11 protein-coding genes are annotated in these 15,861 nt (G+C 34.0%); 5 read left to right on the top strand and 6 right to left on the bottom strand.

Going from position 1 to position 15,861, the window contains the following annotated elements; all coding sequences use genetic code 11:
• Positions 1 to 118: 118 nt before the first annotated feature.
• Positions 119 to 2,488: a right-handed parallel beta-helix repeat-containing protein gene (locus tag UH7x_RS12540; RefSeq protein WP_482360267.1), complete on the bottom strand. Its 2,370-nt coding sequence runs from the start codon at positions 2,486 to 2,488 to the stop codon at positions 119 to 121.
• Positions 2,489 to 2,647: 159 nt separating this feature from the next.
• Positions 2,648 to 3,382, bottom strand: coding sequence for a DUF2490 domain-containing protein (locus UH7x_RS12535; RefSeq protein WP_482360266.1), 735 nt, complete (start codon positions 3,380 to 3,382; stop codon positions 2,648 to 2,650).
• A gap of 226 nt (positions 3,383 to 3,608) precedes the next feature.
• On the opposite strand from UH7x_RS12535, the gene UH7x_RS12530 reads away from it, so the two are divergent.
• The 5 genes from UH7x_RS12530 (at position 3,609) to UH7x_RS12510 (ending at position 10,479) form a co-directional block, all read left to right on the top strand.
• A complete protein-coding gene (locus UH7x_RS12530) occupies positions 3,609 to 4,388 on the top strand; it encodes a universal stress protein (protein WP_482360265.1) in 780 nt (259 codons plus the stop codon).
• Between the two features lie 20 nt (positions 4,389 to 4,408).
• Positions 4,409 to 6,244 carry an SLC13 family permease gene (locus UH7x_RS12525; protein WP_482360264.1) on the top strand — a complete coding sequence of 612 codons (1,836 nt, stop codon included), beginning with the start codon at positions 4,409 to 4,411 and terminating at the stop codon, positions 6,242 to 6,244.
• Positions 6,245 to 6,268: 24 nt separating this feature from the next.
• Positions 6,269 to 7,900 carry a phosphoenolpyruvate carboxykinase (ATP) gene (pckA, locus tag UH7x_RS12520; protein ID WP_482360263.1) on the top strand — a complete coding sequence of 544 codons (1,632 nt, stop codon included), beginning with the start codon at positions 6,269 to 6,271 and terminating at the stop codon, positions 7,898 to 7,900.
• 190 nt (positions 7,901 to 8,090) lie between these two features.
• A complete protein-coding gene (locus UH7x_RS12515) occupies positions 8,091 to 9,410 on the top strand; it encodes an ATP-dependent 6-phosphofructokinase (protein WP_482360262.1) in 1,320 nt (439 codons plus the stop codon).
• 199 nt (positions 9,411 to 9,609) lie between these two features.
• On the top strand, positions 9,610 to 10,479 hold the full coding sequence (locus UH7x_RS12510; protein ID WP_482360261.1) for a DUF808 domain-containing protein: 870 nt from the start codon (positions 9,610 to 9,612) through the stop codon (positions 10,477 to 10,479).
• A 34-nt stretch (positions 10,480 to 10,513) separates the two neighbouring features.
• Here UH7x_RS12510 and UH7x_RS12505 read toward each other — a convergent pair whose 3' ends face one another.
• From UH7x_RS12505 to UH7x_RS12490, 4 genes are all read right to left on the bottom strand, one after another.
• The gene (locus UH7x_RS12505; RefSeq protein WP_482360260.1) at positions 10,514 to 12,508 is read right to left on the bottom strand and encodes a beta-galactosidase; all 1,995 of its coding nucleotides are present in this window, start codon (positions 12,506 to 12,508) and stop codon (positions 10,514 to 10,516) included.
• Between the two features lie 301 nt (positions 12,509 to 12,809).
• Positions 12,810 to 13,787 carry an NAD(P)-dependent alcohol dehydrogenase gene (locus UH7x_RS12500; RefSeq protein WP_482360259.1) on the bottom strand — a complete coding sequence of 326 codons (978 nt, stop codon included), beginning with the start codon at positions 13,785 to 13,787 and terminating at the stop codon, positions 12,810 to 12,812.
• 110 nt (positions 13,788 to 13,897) lie between these two features.
• The gene (locus UH7x_RS12495; RefSeq protein ID WP_482360258.1) at positions 13,898 to 14,935 is read right to left on the bottom strand and encodes a serine hydrolase domain-containing protein; all 1,038 of its coding nucleotides are present in this window, start codon (positions 14,933 to 14,935) and stop codon (positions 13,898 to 13,900) included.
• Between the two features lie 51 nt (positions 14,936 to 14,986).
• On the bottom strand, positions 14,987 to 15,859 hold the full coding sequence (locus tag UH7x_RS12490; protein ID WP_482360257.1) for an alpha/beta fold hydrolase: 873 nt from the start codon (positions 15,857 to 15,859) through the stop codon (positions 14,987 to 14,989).
• Positions 15,860 to 15,861: the final 2 nt, after the last annotated feature.

The following is a 15,861-nucleotide window of genomic DNA, read 5'->3' as shown; positions in this document are numbered from 1 at the left end:
ACCTTAAACTTTTACATTTATTCCCACTTTATTTTATGCACTCAAACTTCACTTAAAACACTATAAATAATAAGATTGCTAAACTTATAGTAAATAAATACCCTGATATCAAAAACTACTACTTCTTAGTCTTCACTTTTATGTCCTTACTTTTCTGATTTCTAAAAATAGTTAAGCCAATCACTCCTTTCCATTGATGTTCTTGAACCACTTTTAACAAATCGAAAATTGTATCAACTGCTTGTCCTTCTGCTGCAATAATTACATCGCCAATTTCCAATTTTGAACTAGACAAAATACTTTTCTCTTCAATCTCTGTTAGTAAAACTCCCGCCGTTTTACTTAAACCAAATGCAGATCTATCGGCCATCGATTCAATATTTTTAAAATTACCGCCCAACCAGTTTACAGTACTAGTTTCCTTATTAGCTGTACTATTAAGTGACCATAATTTCGGCAATATTGGTTGCTTTGCTAATTTACGCAGACTAGTCTTCTTCACTCCAAAACTATCCATAGAAAAATTCTTAAATCCGATTGAAAGTGCAGGTGAATCTTCGGTAACTGTATAATCTCCGTTTATAGGATTTACAAAATTTGGATTTCCAAATGTACTGTGTAAATCTGTTCCATTTTGCTGCGCTTCAATAAGTGCTTTTTCATCAGGGAAAAGATTAAAATCTACTTCTTTTCCCCAGGCTTGCAGCCGTATATCTTTATGATCTGTCATAACAATATTTCTCCTAAAAATATCACCACTATTCTTAAACCAAACATGCGGATGAAAACCATTGTTAATTATGATGTTATTCTCAACTGTTCTATGGAAACCTTCTCTCAGTTTTAACCCTCCATTTAAGCAAACATTATTGTAGATTTTATAATTACTAGACCCATCATCCAAATCAATATCCCAGCCATGTTCGCATTTAAATCGATTATTTCGGATGATAGTCGTATGTACAGCATCCCATAAAGGCATTTCCGGATTCTCTTGTGCCAATTTATCCATAGTTGGTCTATCCGGGTGCCAAAAACGATCCCTACCCCATGAATTAAATGACCCATGATCACCAGACTCCAATACAGTATTAAAAACATCATTATACTCAATTATGTGACCACCCCATGTTCCTTCGCTTATATTAATTCCTGCCCTCGGAACTTCGTATATACTATTATTGCTAACAGTTATATCCATTGCAATCGAAATTTCGACACCTGCCGTTTGTTTTTCTATTCTTCCAATACGATATATCAAGTTATTATCTACGATACAATTACTAGGATATTTATTGTTCAGTGGACCTTTAATGGTATCTAGTTTTGAAAATTCTACAAACTCACGATATTGAAATGATGGCGACCGAACGGCAGCAGGACTCCCTACAAAACTAACACCAGTTGCACCACAATTGTATATGTGGTTGTCGACAATATTTGTATTCCGGTTATAATTGCTAACAAAAATTGCGTTCCCTCCTAAATTTGTAAACTCACAATTCCTTATTTCAACTTGCTCTGTACCTTCTATAAAAACTGCACCTCCTCTAAAAACTGTCCAGTCACTTCTTAATAGCGGTTCATATTTCTGATCTATAGTTCGTTGAGCATGTTCAAACTTTATACCCGTTATTACAACTTTCCTTACCGGACTTTCTTCACTTCCTTGTACAGTGATTAAATTCTTTAATTGAACACCTTCAATAACACTATTTTCCAAGTTTTCTTCAGTTCTTGGCCAATAATATAAAATGCGATTATCGCTATTTAAAAACCATTCGCCAGGACTATCAAGTTCTTCGTAAACATTTTCAACCATTCGATATGTTTCGTGTATTCCAGCACTTTTACGATTGTTTTGATGACCGCCTTTTAAAATAGCTTCCCCATTTTCATCTACACCAGATACCTCAAAATGAAAACCTCCCCATTCTCCGGCATGCATTACATGAAAAATAGCACCAATAGGATTTGACCAATTTTTTATACGTTCTGGTGAAATAGCATCGGCAGCATGACCTTGCCAATGGCCGCCGTCTTCATTGTAATTTGGATACCGAGCTAAAATCTGCTTCTCCTTATTTACAAATAACTGGTCGAATTCTATGTTCTCTGGCACTTTAGCCTGCCAAATATTTCCCTCTTTCTTAGTCCATGTTAAGTTCAGTTGTTGCGATCCTTTTATCGAAACTTTACTATTCGCGGTTGCCCTCAATTGAAGTCCGCTTAACTCTGGAGTAATTATTAAAGGGGACTTTAAATGATAATCTCCTTCAGAAATATTAATTAGTATTGGGCTGATTTTATCTTTTTTACGAACGTCTTTCGCCATATTCAAGGCCTCTTCTATCGTCTTAAAAGAATTTTTTACCGAATTAACATCAGTCTGATTAACATGAATTTGGATTACCTCTTCTTGAGTCTCACAACTTTGAAATAGGCAAATTACTGACACATAAAAAAAATGCTTTAAACTAAATTTCATTTTTAAAACTTTACCTTAATATAAATTGAAAAATAATTGAGAGTTTATAATGGTCTCGCAAAGGGGAAGATATTCAATTTAAAAGAAATTTAAGATATTAAATGAAAACTGAACAAAACATAGTTTTTATTGTAAAATAATTTATTAAGTAGCGTAATTTTATTTCTGATTATTTTTAAGTTTTGTAAAATCAGTTTTAAAATAAACAGCCATTCGTAGCCGGTCGTAATTGCCACTATCGAAATGGTTATTAAGGTAACCCACATCAAATTGTAAATTTTTCGAGAAACGATAACCTAGGCCAATAAAAAATCTATTCTGATTAAAATGTGGCGCTTTTAGATTTATAAAATATTCGTTGTATGATTTTAAATAATACTTTTCACTTAAAGGAAATTTACCTTGTATTCTATATCTGATACGATTATTAACAATTGTACTTTCGGAATTAGAAATCCATCTAGATTCTAATCGTACTCGATTAGAAATAGCTACTTTATTAATTTTTGATAAAAAGGTAATTGCCTCATAAATCCATATTTGCCTATTTGGAATAGCCGTTTCACTTTCAATATAAGGCTCCCAATCTAAATACGCGGCCCCGCCAGTAACAAAAATCTTATTATTAACCTTATATGTGAGGCCTGTTCTAAAAAATGAAAATTCATAATTATCGAACATCTTATAATGCCTCAAAATTCCGACTGTAGGAATACTAAGTCTGTTTGAAATTTTATTATTTCCTGCTAACACAACCCACGAACCTAATAAACCCTCGCGTTCTTTTTGACCATAATTTAATCCTGAATACAAAATAAATAAAATCAAAAGGGACACTCTAATAATGTTTTTTAGCTCATGAAAACTTCCGTTCGGTATGGTAAATTTTATCATTTGAAAATCTATGCCTTAAATACCCCGCAAGTTTTTAAAAAATAAATAGCATAAAACATGATAAAAAACAGCTCTTGAAAAATCTTTCATAGAAACTAGTTTACTATAAGGTTAAATGATGCGCTCAATTGCCTGTAAATTACCAAACATGACCGTTGTCATATTATAAAATCGAATGCGCATATACTTTTGAAAAAATAATTGAAACCTTAACACCTAATTTCTTATGAATACGATTTCTAAAATATTGGTTCCTTACGATTTTTCGGATAGTGCTAAACGAGCTCTAGATTACGCAGTTGATTTTATCGGAAACGCTGAAATAAAAATTGACCTTATACATGTATCTGACAATCCAGATGAAGGAAAAATGCGTGCTACTTATGAGGCATTGTGCGAAGAATATAAAAGTAAGCTTAAAGTACCAATGCGGTGGACTTTAGGATGGGATGGTGCTGTAACTAATATTATTATTGAAGCACAACAGGAAAAGAAAGCTGATTTAATAATTATGGGGACCTCAGGATCTTCAGATGACAAAGAGGTTTCTCAAACCGCCAAATTAGTCAAAGACGCAAGTTGTCCCGTTTTAGTAATCCCTGAAAATTCAGAAAAAGAAACTGTTAAGAATATTAGTTTAGTGTTGGGTAAAAATGAAATTGATAAACCTAATTCACTAAACACACTATTAGGTATTTGTCAAAAATTTAATGCTAAAGTTCATGTATTAACAATACAAAATACTCCTGGAACATTTGGATATTCTAAAAATGATGAGAAGAATGAAAATACACTCATGTATTATTTAGAAAACTTTTATAGTGAGCACACCTTTATTGAAAATGACGATGTTGTTGATGGTATCTTCTCATATGTTGAAAAACATGATATTGATATGATAGCTATCCTACCAATAAATCATGCAAAAAATGTTGCACCATCAGACGGATTACTTACAAAAGAATTAGTGTTAAAAGCTAATGTTCCTGTATTAACTATCGAATAATTAATTCTAATTCTAGCGTATTGTTAACCGTATCTATAATCCTAACTATTACTATTGTTCTTTTTATCTGGGGTAAATATCCACCAGATGTAGTGGCAATTTTATCAATGTTAACCCTATTTTTAATGGGTATACTCGATTTAAAAGAAACTTTAAGTGGTTTTAGCAACCCAACAGTTATAATGATTGCCGCACTCTTTATCATTGGCGAAGGTTTATCAAGAACTGGGTGGACTGCATTAGCAGGTAAAAAGTTTGTAGAGTGGGCTGGAAATAGTGTTCCAAGATTATTAATTATTGTAACTCTTGGTTCTAGCGTACTATCTGGTTTTGTAAGTAATACAGGGACAGTAGCTTCGTTGCTACCAGTAACTGTTTCAGCAGCATGGAATGCAGGTACATTACCTTCTAAATTATTAATGCCAATTGCCTTTGGGTCAAATACAGGAGGATTATTAACGCTCACGGGTACTCCGCCAAATATTATAGCAAGCAATGTTTTAGTCGAGTCCGGAATGGAAGGGTTTACATTTTTCGAGTTTGGGTTGATAGGGTTGCCTTTATTAATTATAGCGCTACTATACTTTAGATATGTTGGCTACAAACTGCTACCATCTAATAAAACTAAAGATCGTCCTATTAACATCGATTCCGAAATGCACAAATGGATTGAAAACTATAGTATTGGAGATAATATGTACCGTTTTCGTATTCGTTCGATGTCACCATTTGTCAATACAACTATAGGGGAATGGAATTTTGAAGAAGATGCAAAAGTTACCATTCTTCGTCTCCGTCGAAGACATCCAAACAAGCTAAAACGGATACCTGAATTTGTTGAGTTTCCAAAGCCAAATACAGAAATGCGTTATCACGACATTATAACTGTAAAAGGCGAACCAGATGAAGTAGATTCTTTAATGTTGAAATACAAATTAGGTATTATTCCTTTTAAACACACAGATGCTGAACTAAAAGATGAACTAATTAATCAAGAAGTTGGGTTATCTCAAATGCTGATTACACCTAACTCCGCTTTTGTTGGTCGGAAAATGCTTCTAGGTAGCTACTTAAATAGTAAGATTCAACTTTTAGGGTTATCGCGAGATAATGGACCTCTTGTAGCAAAAGAAGTAACTATAAAACCTGGTGATGCTTTTATCATTCGCGGACCGTGGGATGCCATAGAAGATTTACAACAAGAATATGAACATGTTGTTATTTCTGGTAGTCCAGAGGCGATGGCTAAAAATGTAGATCAGCTAACTGCAAAATCATATATAGCATTAGGAACACTACTACTAATGATTGTGCTTTTGGTTTTTAAATTATTACCCGGTGCCATTGCTGCCCTGGTTTGTGCTGGAATATTAATGCTTACCGGTTGCGTACCAATTTCCAAAGCTTATAAAGGTATTAGTTGGACCAGCGTGGTAATGATAGCTGCCATGATTCCTATGGGTACCGCTTTACAAAAAACGGGTATTGCACAATGGGCTGCAAACAGCCTTGTTGACTATTTGGGTTCTATTAGTCCGATCATGCTTTTGGGAGGTATCTTTTTATTAACTACTGCTTTTAGTCAAACAATTAACAATTCGGCTACCGCAGTTCTCATGGCTCCCATTGCTTTAATTGCAGCGTCGTCGTTAGGGGTTTCTCCTAAACCATTTATGATTGTTGTTGCAGTCTCAGCATCTACTGCTTTTTTAACTCCAGTAGGTACTACTACCAACGCAATGGTAATGGCCGCAGGCGGATACAAATTTATGGACTATGTAAGAGTTGGAGGACCATTACTCTTATTATTTTTTATTACAACAGTGCTTTTAGTGCCATTGATTTGGCCATTTTAAATATTAACTCAAAAATTAAAAATTATGGAAATTCTATCGAGAAAACCCAATATTACCAATCTTGAAAAATATGGTATAAAAGATGCTAATGCACACTGGAATCTGGATGCGGAAACATTGCAAAAAATCACTCTAGAAAAAGGAATGGGGACAGTAACAGAAAACGGAACCCTTTGCGTAAACACTGGAAAATTTACCGGTAGATCTCCTCAAGACCGCTTTTTGGTTAAAGATGACTATACAAAAGATAAAGTTTTTTGGAATCGTACAAATAAAGCCATAGCCCCAGAAAATTTTGAAAAATTATACAACGAAGTGGTTAACTATCTTTCTAAAAAAGAAATTTATGTACACGATGGCTACGTTGGAGCTGCACCTGAGTATCGTTTAAATGTACGTACAGTAACAGAATATCCATGGTCTAGTTATTTCGTAAATAATATGTTTTTACGACTTGAAGATTCGGAGATAGCTGAATTTTCTGAAGATTGGCTAGTGCTATGTGCTCCAGGATATGAGGCTCCAAACCCTAGTGAATTTGGAATACGACAAGGTAATTTTTCCATATTAGATTTCACTAAAAAGGTAGCTTTAATTGGTGGTTCTGCTTATACCGGTGAAATGAAAAAAGGTATATTTAGTGCTCTTAATCTTATTCTTCCAATAGAAAGAAATGTACTACCAATGCACTGTTCTGCTAATGTCGGTGAAGATGGCGAAACAGCAATTTTCTTCGGATTATCAGGTACTGGTAAAACTACATTATCTGCAGATCCTCATAGAAAATTAATCGGTGATGATGAACACGGTTGGACTGCAGAAAATATAATTTTTAATTTTGAAGGTGGTTGCTATGCTAAAGTGATTGATTTAACGGAAGAAAAAGAACCCGATATCTTTCGTGCTATTCGTCCAGGAGCAATGTTAGAAAACGTAGTTTTCAAAGAAGGCACCAAAGAAGTTGATTATGCAGATACTTCAATAACACAAAATACTAGAGTAAGTTATCCAATTCATCATATTGATAACATAGCTCAACCATCATATGCAGGTAATCCAAAGAATATTTTCTTTTTAACTTGTGATGCTTTTGGTGTGCTGCCTCCAATATCTAAACTTACACCCGGCCAAGCAGCATATCACTTTATATCCGGCTACACCGCAAAAGTTGCTGGTACAGAAGCAGGCATAACAGAACCAGTACCTTCATTTTCTGCTTGTTTTGGAGAGCCATTTATGCCATTGCATCCAACAGCATATGCAGAGATGTTGAGTAAAAAAATGACAGAATCTGGGGTTAATGTTTGGTTGATTAATACTGGTTGGAGTGGCGGCCCTTATGGAGTAGGTTCAAGAATAAAATTGAAATATACCAGAGCAATGATTTCTCAAGCTATGAATGGAGGGTTGAACGATGTAGATTATAGTGAGCATCCTATTTTCGGACTTCATATGCCTAAGTATTGTCATGATGTTCCAACAGAAATGCTAGACCCTATGAACACCTGGTTACAAAAAGGTGCATACATAAGTAAAGCAATTCAATTGGCGCATTCATTTCATTTAAACTTTGATAAATTTATTGATCAAGCATCCAATGAAATTATGCATGGTGGACCGCTTATCGATTCACATCAGGTATTAGACCACATGTAATGACAAAGAAGCGCATTTAACTTTTCTATAGAAAAATTGCGTTTGTTTTCACTTCTTTTTTAAGAGGATGAACTTTATTTATTGGCCTCAAGTATTTTAATTTTTAATAACTAAATTTAGTTAAGTAAAGAGAAATATTTGAGGCTTGTAAATTGGCTATTATCCAAATAACTGAATTTTAAAATTAACTATGGAAAAGAATTTCACGATTACATCTCATGGGGAAGCATTAAATAAATCACCACTTGGACTTAGCACAAAACATGGTGATAATATTTTTAATTTTATTCCGGATGAAGAACGAGTTTTATATGACCTCTCTTTAAATGGATTTATTAAACATGTTGAAGAAAATAGTACACCCGTATGTTTTGAAAAAGCTGGTCCACGAGAAAATATTTATTTTGACCCCAAAAATACTAAAGCTGCCATTGTTACTTGCGGTGGCCTTTGTCCAGGAATAAACAATGTAATTAGAAGTATTGTAATGGCCTCACATTACTTCTACGGCATTGATGATATAATTGGTATACCCTATGGATATGAAGGCTTAAACCCAGAAAAAAAGAGAGGGTTTATAAAATTAACTCCAGATAAAGTAAAAGATATACATGAATTTGGCGGTACAATTTTAGGCTCCTCTAGAGGCGCCCAAAGTGTTGAAGTTATGGTGGACACCTTAGTCGAAAACAATATAAATATATTATTTACTATTGGTGGTGACGGAACCTTAAAAGGAACAGATGCCATAGGATCAGAAATAGCAAAAAGAGGATTAAAAATTAGTGTTGTTGGAATTCCTAAAACCATTGACAATGATATAGACCTTATTGATAAATCTTTTGGCTTTGAAACATCTTTTGACGTTGCCACGCCAATATTACGCGATGCGCACAACGAAGCAATGGGTGCCTATAATGGAATTGCAATTGTAAAATTAATGGGCAGAGATAGTGGATTTATCGCAGCATCAGCAGCACTTTCTAAACCTGTGGTAAATTTTGTACTTATACCCGAAATGGATTTCGCTTTAGAAGGAAAAAATGGACTATTCGAGCTGTTAAAAAAACGCTTAGACCAAAAACACCATGCGGTAATTGTAGTTGCAGAAGGTGCAGGGCAATCTTTAATAAACAATCAGAATGATATTCTAAAAGATGCCTCAGGAAATATTAAACATAATGATATAGGCATTTTCTTAAAAGATAATATTTCAGCATATTTCAAAGGCATTAATCAAGAAGTAACTATAAAATATATTGACCCTAGTTATATAATTAGAAGTGCTGCTGCTAATGCAAGCGACAGTGTTTTCTGTAGTAGGTTAGCTTATCATGCGGTTCATGGAGCCATGGCAGGGAAAACAAGATTTGTGGTAGGTATGGTTAATGGCAAGTTTGTTTATCTACCAATTCCTGCAGTCGTTAATCGACGAAAAAAAATAGATTTGGAAAGTGAATTTTGGTTTGCCGTTATACAAAGTACTGGACAATCTTTTACAATGAAATAGTAGTGCGAAGTATCACCTAATTTCTTTAAAAAATCTAATTCATCCTCAAATGCATATCTCTGTTTGTCTTTTAAACAAAGAACCTCAGCCATTTTAGATCTATTTAAGATAGGTTCTTTTTATAGCTTTGGCCATTTATATCAAATAGCTAGTCATTAGTTCAATTTCATTATTTATTTTTGAGGATTAAAACTAAAAAATGGCTTCAGGATTTTTCGCTATTCTAGATGATGTAGCAACTTTATTAGATGATGTCGCTGCGATGAGCAAAATCGCGACAAAAAAAACTGCTGGAATTCTTGGTGATGATTTAGCCGTTAATGCTGAAAAAGCATCTGGATTTGTGTCAAAAAGAGAACTTCCAGTATTGTGGGCTATTACTAAAGGTTCACTTTTAAATAAAATAATAATATTACCAATTGCTTTTTTATTAAGTGCATTTTTACCTTGGGCTGTTACTGTAGCACTTATTCTTGGAGGTCTGTATTTAGCTTTTGAAGGCGCAGAAAAAATTTATGAATTTTTCGTACCTCATGAAGTAGAGCATGCCATAACGGAAGCCATGGTAAAAAGCGAAGAAGATATTCTTGAAATGGAGAAGGCAAAAATAAAATCGGCAATTGTGACAGATTTTATATTGTCTGTAGAAATTGTAATCATCGCATTGGGCGCTGTTATTGAAGAACCTTTAATTAATCAAATTGCAGTGGTCTCCGTTGTCGCTCTCCTCGCTACAATTGGTGTGTATGGAATAGTGGCACTAATTGTGCGAATGGACGATTTTGGCCTCCGTCTAATAAATTTGAATGAACAGGATAATAGTATTTCAGATAAAATTGGTCGGTTTTTTGTAAACGCTCTTCCGAAGGTTATTAAATCTTTATCTGTAATCGGTACAATTGCATTACTCCTAGTTTCTGGTGGAATCTTTGTTCACAACATATCTTTTTTACATCATATTATACCAAGTGTTCCCGATATTATTATAGAATTTTTTGTGGGATTAATTATTGGGTTTATGGTTTTTCTAATATACAAGGGAGTAAAAAAATTACTCCCAAAACATTGAGTACAGATTGCTTAATTCATTTACTATAATTAACCTAATCTTTTAGCGGAGTTACACGCAATAATACCGTAGATTTCGGTTTTATTTTTAACTCTAATTGTTTGGTTGAATCTGATAACACTTTGTTGCTAATTGGATCTATTATTTCTGCATAATATGGAAAATCTACTTTTCGCTTCCCTCCTGCAATACTATGTATACTCATCCAATTTCTGCCGATGTAAAAAACATCTTCTGTTTTTATATATCGGTGTATTCCGGCTTTACCCCATAATTCCCCTAACTCAACAGCCGACCATTTAAACTTATTTTCCATAAATATTTGCTCGCCATTTGGTTGATATATCTCGGTTCCACTTCCATTTGTCCAAAGCACAGTTATATCTAAGTTATTCCATTCTTGTATTTTTTGTATTTCACCTTTTTCTAACTTCAAAACACCCATTAACCAAATCACTTTATACTGTGCGATTGGCATATCATTTATATCCGTTCGTAGAAATAAATCATAAGAGTTCCCTGTCTTGGCAAGCTGATATCGATTTGACAAAATATTCTCTGTTAGACTACCGTAGGTTGGGTCCCAAAAACAAAGTTCTTCATCAACCACTACACCTACTTGAGCTTTCATTTTCGAATCAATTTTTAAGTTCGAAAATGCACTCAATTTTTGTGTTTCCTCTATTACACTTAAAAGTTGAGGGTCACTAAACCATCCACCCCACATGTCGAACCACCAGCCACCATATCCATAAGCAAGCATTCTAGCTGTGTTTTTCCATAATAACGACACTGAAGTTTCCATATCTTCAGGCCCTAACCAAACACCCGATTCATATTGTCCAGGAGGCGCGATACCTTCCGATTGATCTTTTAGTAAGGTTGTAATTGAAGTGCGAGTATCATTTTCAGCAAGCCATAATTTTCCATGTAGCTGTACAGAATTAATTGCCAACATCGGCGCCCAGTCTTCGCCCAAAACACGATTATAGACATTCGGACTTGACAAATAATCTATATAAGGTGATTTTAACAATTTGGCTAATGCACCATGACCTCTTCTAGCATCACCTACAAAATAATGATATCCAGAAAAAGCACCTGTTAACAAATCGCCATCACTGGCATCCTTAACAATTTTACTAAAATAAATAATGTTATTAACCAATACCTCTGCTAGATAGCGATAGGTATCTATATAATTCATGTCATTATTTGGATCTCGCCATGTTTTACTTTTGGTAGGTTCATCGACATTTGACAATTCAGCATTTTCAAATGTAACTTTAGAGTTGTTCCATGCTTTCCGTAACACGCTAGTGTTATTATATTTTTCCTTTAACCATTGTCTAAAGCCATCTACTTTTGCGCTATTCTGATCTCGGTATTGTTTTGGATGATAAAACCATTCTTCAGTAAAACCACTTGCAACATGAATCCCAGCCAAATAGTTAGCATACTTAGAATTTAGTAACCAGTTCAAACAGTCTTTTAAAACTTCACCTGTATTATTCCTCCATATTTCTGAAGAAAAACACTGACGAAAGTTACTGCCATCTGGTAGCAGTGCAGAAGCTTCCGGGTTCTTTACTATCCACCAATCAGGCGGGTCGAGATAAAATCGAATTACTACTTTGGCCTTGGTGTCAGCTTTAATTATTTTTTCAAAATCTACTTTCAAACTAGAAAAATCATAATCGTCTTCTCCAATCCATATCGGAGATCGAAAAGCACCAATACCAGAAACACTATTAATTCCGCCATCGGCCAAATAAGCTGGAATATTATAAATATGAACACCAGAATCCGCGATTTCTTTATAATATTTCTCTTCTCCCAAATAAGACATGTAAGCAAAAGGTGGATATGTTTTACCATCAATTTGTAGTGAAGGGCCACTATCCTTAAAACTTATCTTGGCCTTTGACTGTGCAAAAAGGGAACACTGTAGTATAAAAAATCCTAGAATAAATAAATGATAGTGCTTATTCTGAAATTGCATGTTGTAAAAACATTCTATTTTAGTCATTGTAATTTTCAGAATTGTTCGATTGATAATCAGATTTGATTCGAAAGTTCTAGTTTAAATCTTAGAGAACAAATTAATTAAATCTATTAGAACATAGAAATTATATAATCAACTAAAAAACAGATAAAAGACTTTTAGCAAAAAAAAGTTTTAAAATCTAATTAAAATTCAAAAATGCTGCTTCAATTATTTTATGAATACGAATTAATACCATTAAAAAAAGATAGGCTTGATGAAGGCCTACCCTTTTTTGGATTGAATTTATTTGATTGATGAATTCACTATTAAAATTTGGTTTTATTTATTGCATAATTGACATAACGACATTACCTTTTTTACGCCCTGTTTCTATATATCTATGTGCCTCACCTATTTGTTCCATTGCATAACGTTTGTCAATTATAGATTTAAGTTTTCCGGCTTCCATAAGTTCTTTTATTTCATTCAGAAATGCTCGATGTGCTGTAATAGGCAGTGTTCCCGTTGCAGAAAACAATGCTTTTTTACTCCCAAACATAGCGGTTCTCAAAACCTGATAAAGTAATGATAGTCCGAGTACAGGAGAAATATAGGCGCCTCTTTCAGTTAATGACTTTTTGCATATTGCGAATGAGCTTTTGCCTATTGTGTCATAAATAATATCATAGGTGACCCCGTTTTTAGTAAAATCTTCTTTAGTGTAGTCAATTACATTCCCTGCGCCTAGAGATTTTACTAAATCTATGTTTCTAGTACTGCAAACTCCAGTAACTATTCCTCCGAAATGTTTTGCAAGTTGCACCGCCGAAGTTCCCAAACTTCCAGACGCACCAATAATCAAAATACGCTGACCGGTTTTAATTTTCGCCACTATCTTAAGAAAATTTAATGAAGTTATATGTCCGTCGCCAACTACAGCCGCTTCTTCGTGTTTTATATTATTAGGCTTTATAGCAATTGTTCCCATTTGATTGACACATACATATTCTGCTTGGGTTCCGAAATGAGAAAGTGATTCCCCGAAAACTGAATCCCCTATCTTAAATAAGTTTACATCTTTACCGATAGCTTCTATTACTCCCGAAAAACCAGTTCCAGAAACGCTATGTTTAGGTTTTGTTAGACCCATAAAAAGTCTACCAATAAGTGGATATCCAGTACGCATCATTGTTTCGGCTGTAGTAATGGTCGCTGCATGAACCTTTATAAGTACTTCGTTAACTTTTGGGATAGGCTTTTCAATTTCTCTTAACTCTAATACATCGGGTGAACCGTATTTCGTTGTTATAATCGCTTTCATCTTTTCATTTTTAATATACCCCAAAAGTAGGGGTAGGATGACAGTAAGTCGTTCGGGTTTGGAAATCGGCACCAATTAATAGAATCGCGTATTCGTATTAGAATTATTTGTTATGAGTCTTTAGATTTTTTCAAAATTTTCACGATACGATTAATTAAAATTTCTGATAAATTCCATTCGTAACCTTCAAAATCAGTAGTATTAATAAATTGTACAACCACAGTGTCAATGTCTTCATGGTATTCTGCAAGACTTTGATAGCCTGGTACGAGACCACCATGTTCATATTCATATATAGTAGCATATATTTCTTGCTCCCCTTCTGCAAACACTGAACCATCATTTAATGCTCTTAAGAAAATACCGACATCTTCAGCAGTTGCCAACATTCCATTTTCATTCTTCTTTAAATCTTCTTCATAGCCTACATAATAGCCACTCATTACATCATTGATACTTACTTCTCGAAGGGAAAAAAATGTATTGTTTAACTCAAGTGGAATCAAAATTTCTTCCTTAATATATTGCTCATGACTATAACCGACAATCTTATCAATTATCCGCCGAAGCAATAAATAATTCGTGTTCGAATATTCATAATCTTTATCTGGTTTAAAACTAGCGGGTAAATCAAGTGCGAAGTCAAGTGCCCTTTTCCCATTTTCCTGTTCGTCTTCCCAATATGCCGGATTACTCGTAAAATTTGGAATTCCACTTCTATGTTGCACCATCATTCTTACCGTTATTTCATCTGCATTTTCAACTCTACCCACAAGTTCTGGAAAGTATTCATCTAATGTATCGTCCAAAGACATACGGTTGTTGTTCACTAATTTAGTAATTGCAACGGCAGCATATAACTTACTAATACTGGCAATTTTGAATAATGATTTATGGTCTGCAGGAATTTTTTCTTCTCTATTTTTCCATCCTCCAGTATAATAAGCAGGTGACTTTCCTCCTTCATCTACGTAAACTATCATTCCATCAAACCCATGACCTATTGCTTCATATACTTGTTCTTGTACTGTATCTGGCAGTGGCAATATCCATGCTTTTACTAAAATCCAAGGAACAAACCACAATGAGCTTATACTTACAATAATGAATACTATTCTAAGTATTCTTTTCGTTTGTTTGTTCTTCATAATATCATATTTATTGCAGAGTTTTTTCGCCTACATAGCCCAATAGATTTGCTAAACTTTAATTTTTACATCGTTCAGTATCTGATTTGAAATTATAAGATTGTCTTTCTGGTTTTGAACATGTTTTGAACTATTTAATAATAAGGTGTTTTTAAGCGAAGGAAAAATTCTCTTAGCGCGTTTTATCATTTTATTACCGGGAAAAATAATGTCATCCTCAGCAGCAAATATGGTTATGGGCGTTTTAATAGAATTTGCCTTAGCATTGCTAATTACCGGCACGGGGGAGAAATCCATATTAAAATACAAAAATACTTTTGATAAATACTTAATGGCAAAATCATCAGGTTCTGTAAAGACTTCGGCTAAAAACTTTAAGACATATTTTGTTTTTTTCGTTTTTATAAAGCGCTTCATTGGAATAAAAAACTTGAATAAGGCTTTTATTGGATTTCCATTTACAATGTACGCAGGGGCAGATAAATAAACTTCTTTAATTTTACTTTCATCAAATTCAAGCGTTTTAAGAATGATTAATCCACCAAAAGAAAAACCTGCCAATGTAACATCTTCAATCTTAAGTGTGTTTAAAATCTCATTCATCCATTTACCATATGAATCATCTTTCATGCTTAATCTTGTTTCAGCACTTTTGTTCGGTTGCGCTAAAACATCAACTGCATAAACTCTGAATTTTGAACTTAAATCAGCATATGTCTCAAGAGCAATTGGTGCGCAACCATTTGAACCATGGATTAGGATGATTGGCGGATTTGAAGATAAGCCAGTTGTAATAATATTGGTTACTCCAAAACTAGTATCAACATTTAGGTATTCATAATGTATATTAAGTTCTTCCAGTTTTTGGTCATATAAACTTAAAATTTCCTTCTTACCTTGCTCTGTTTTAAAAAGTGATATCATCG

The organism is Aurantibacter sp. UH7 (genome assembly GCF_056839165.1).
The sequence above is the reverse complement of the archived record's forward strand: the minus strand, read 5'-3'. Positions and strand labels throughout refer to the sequence as shown.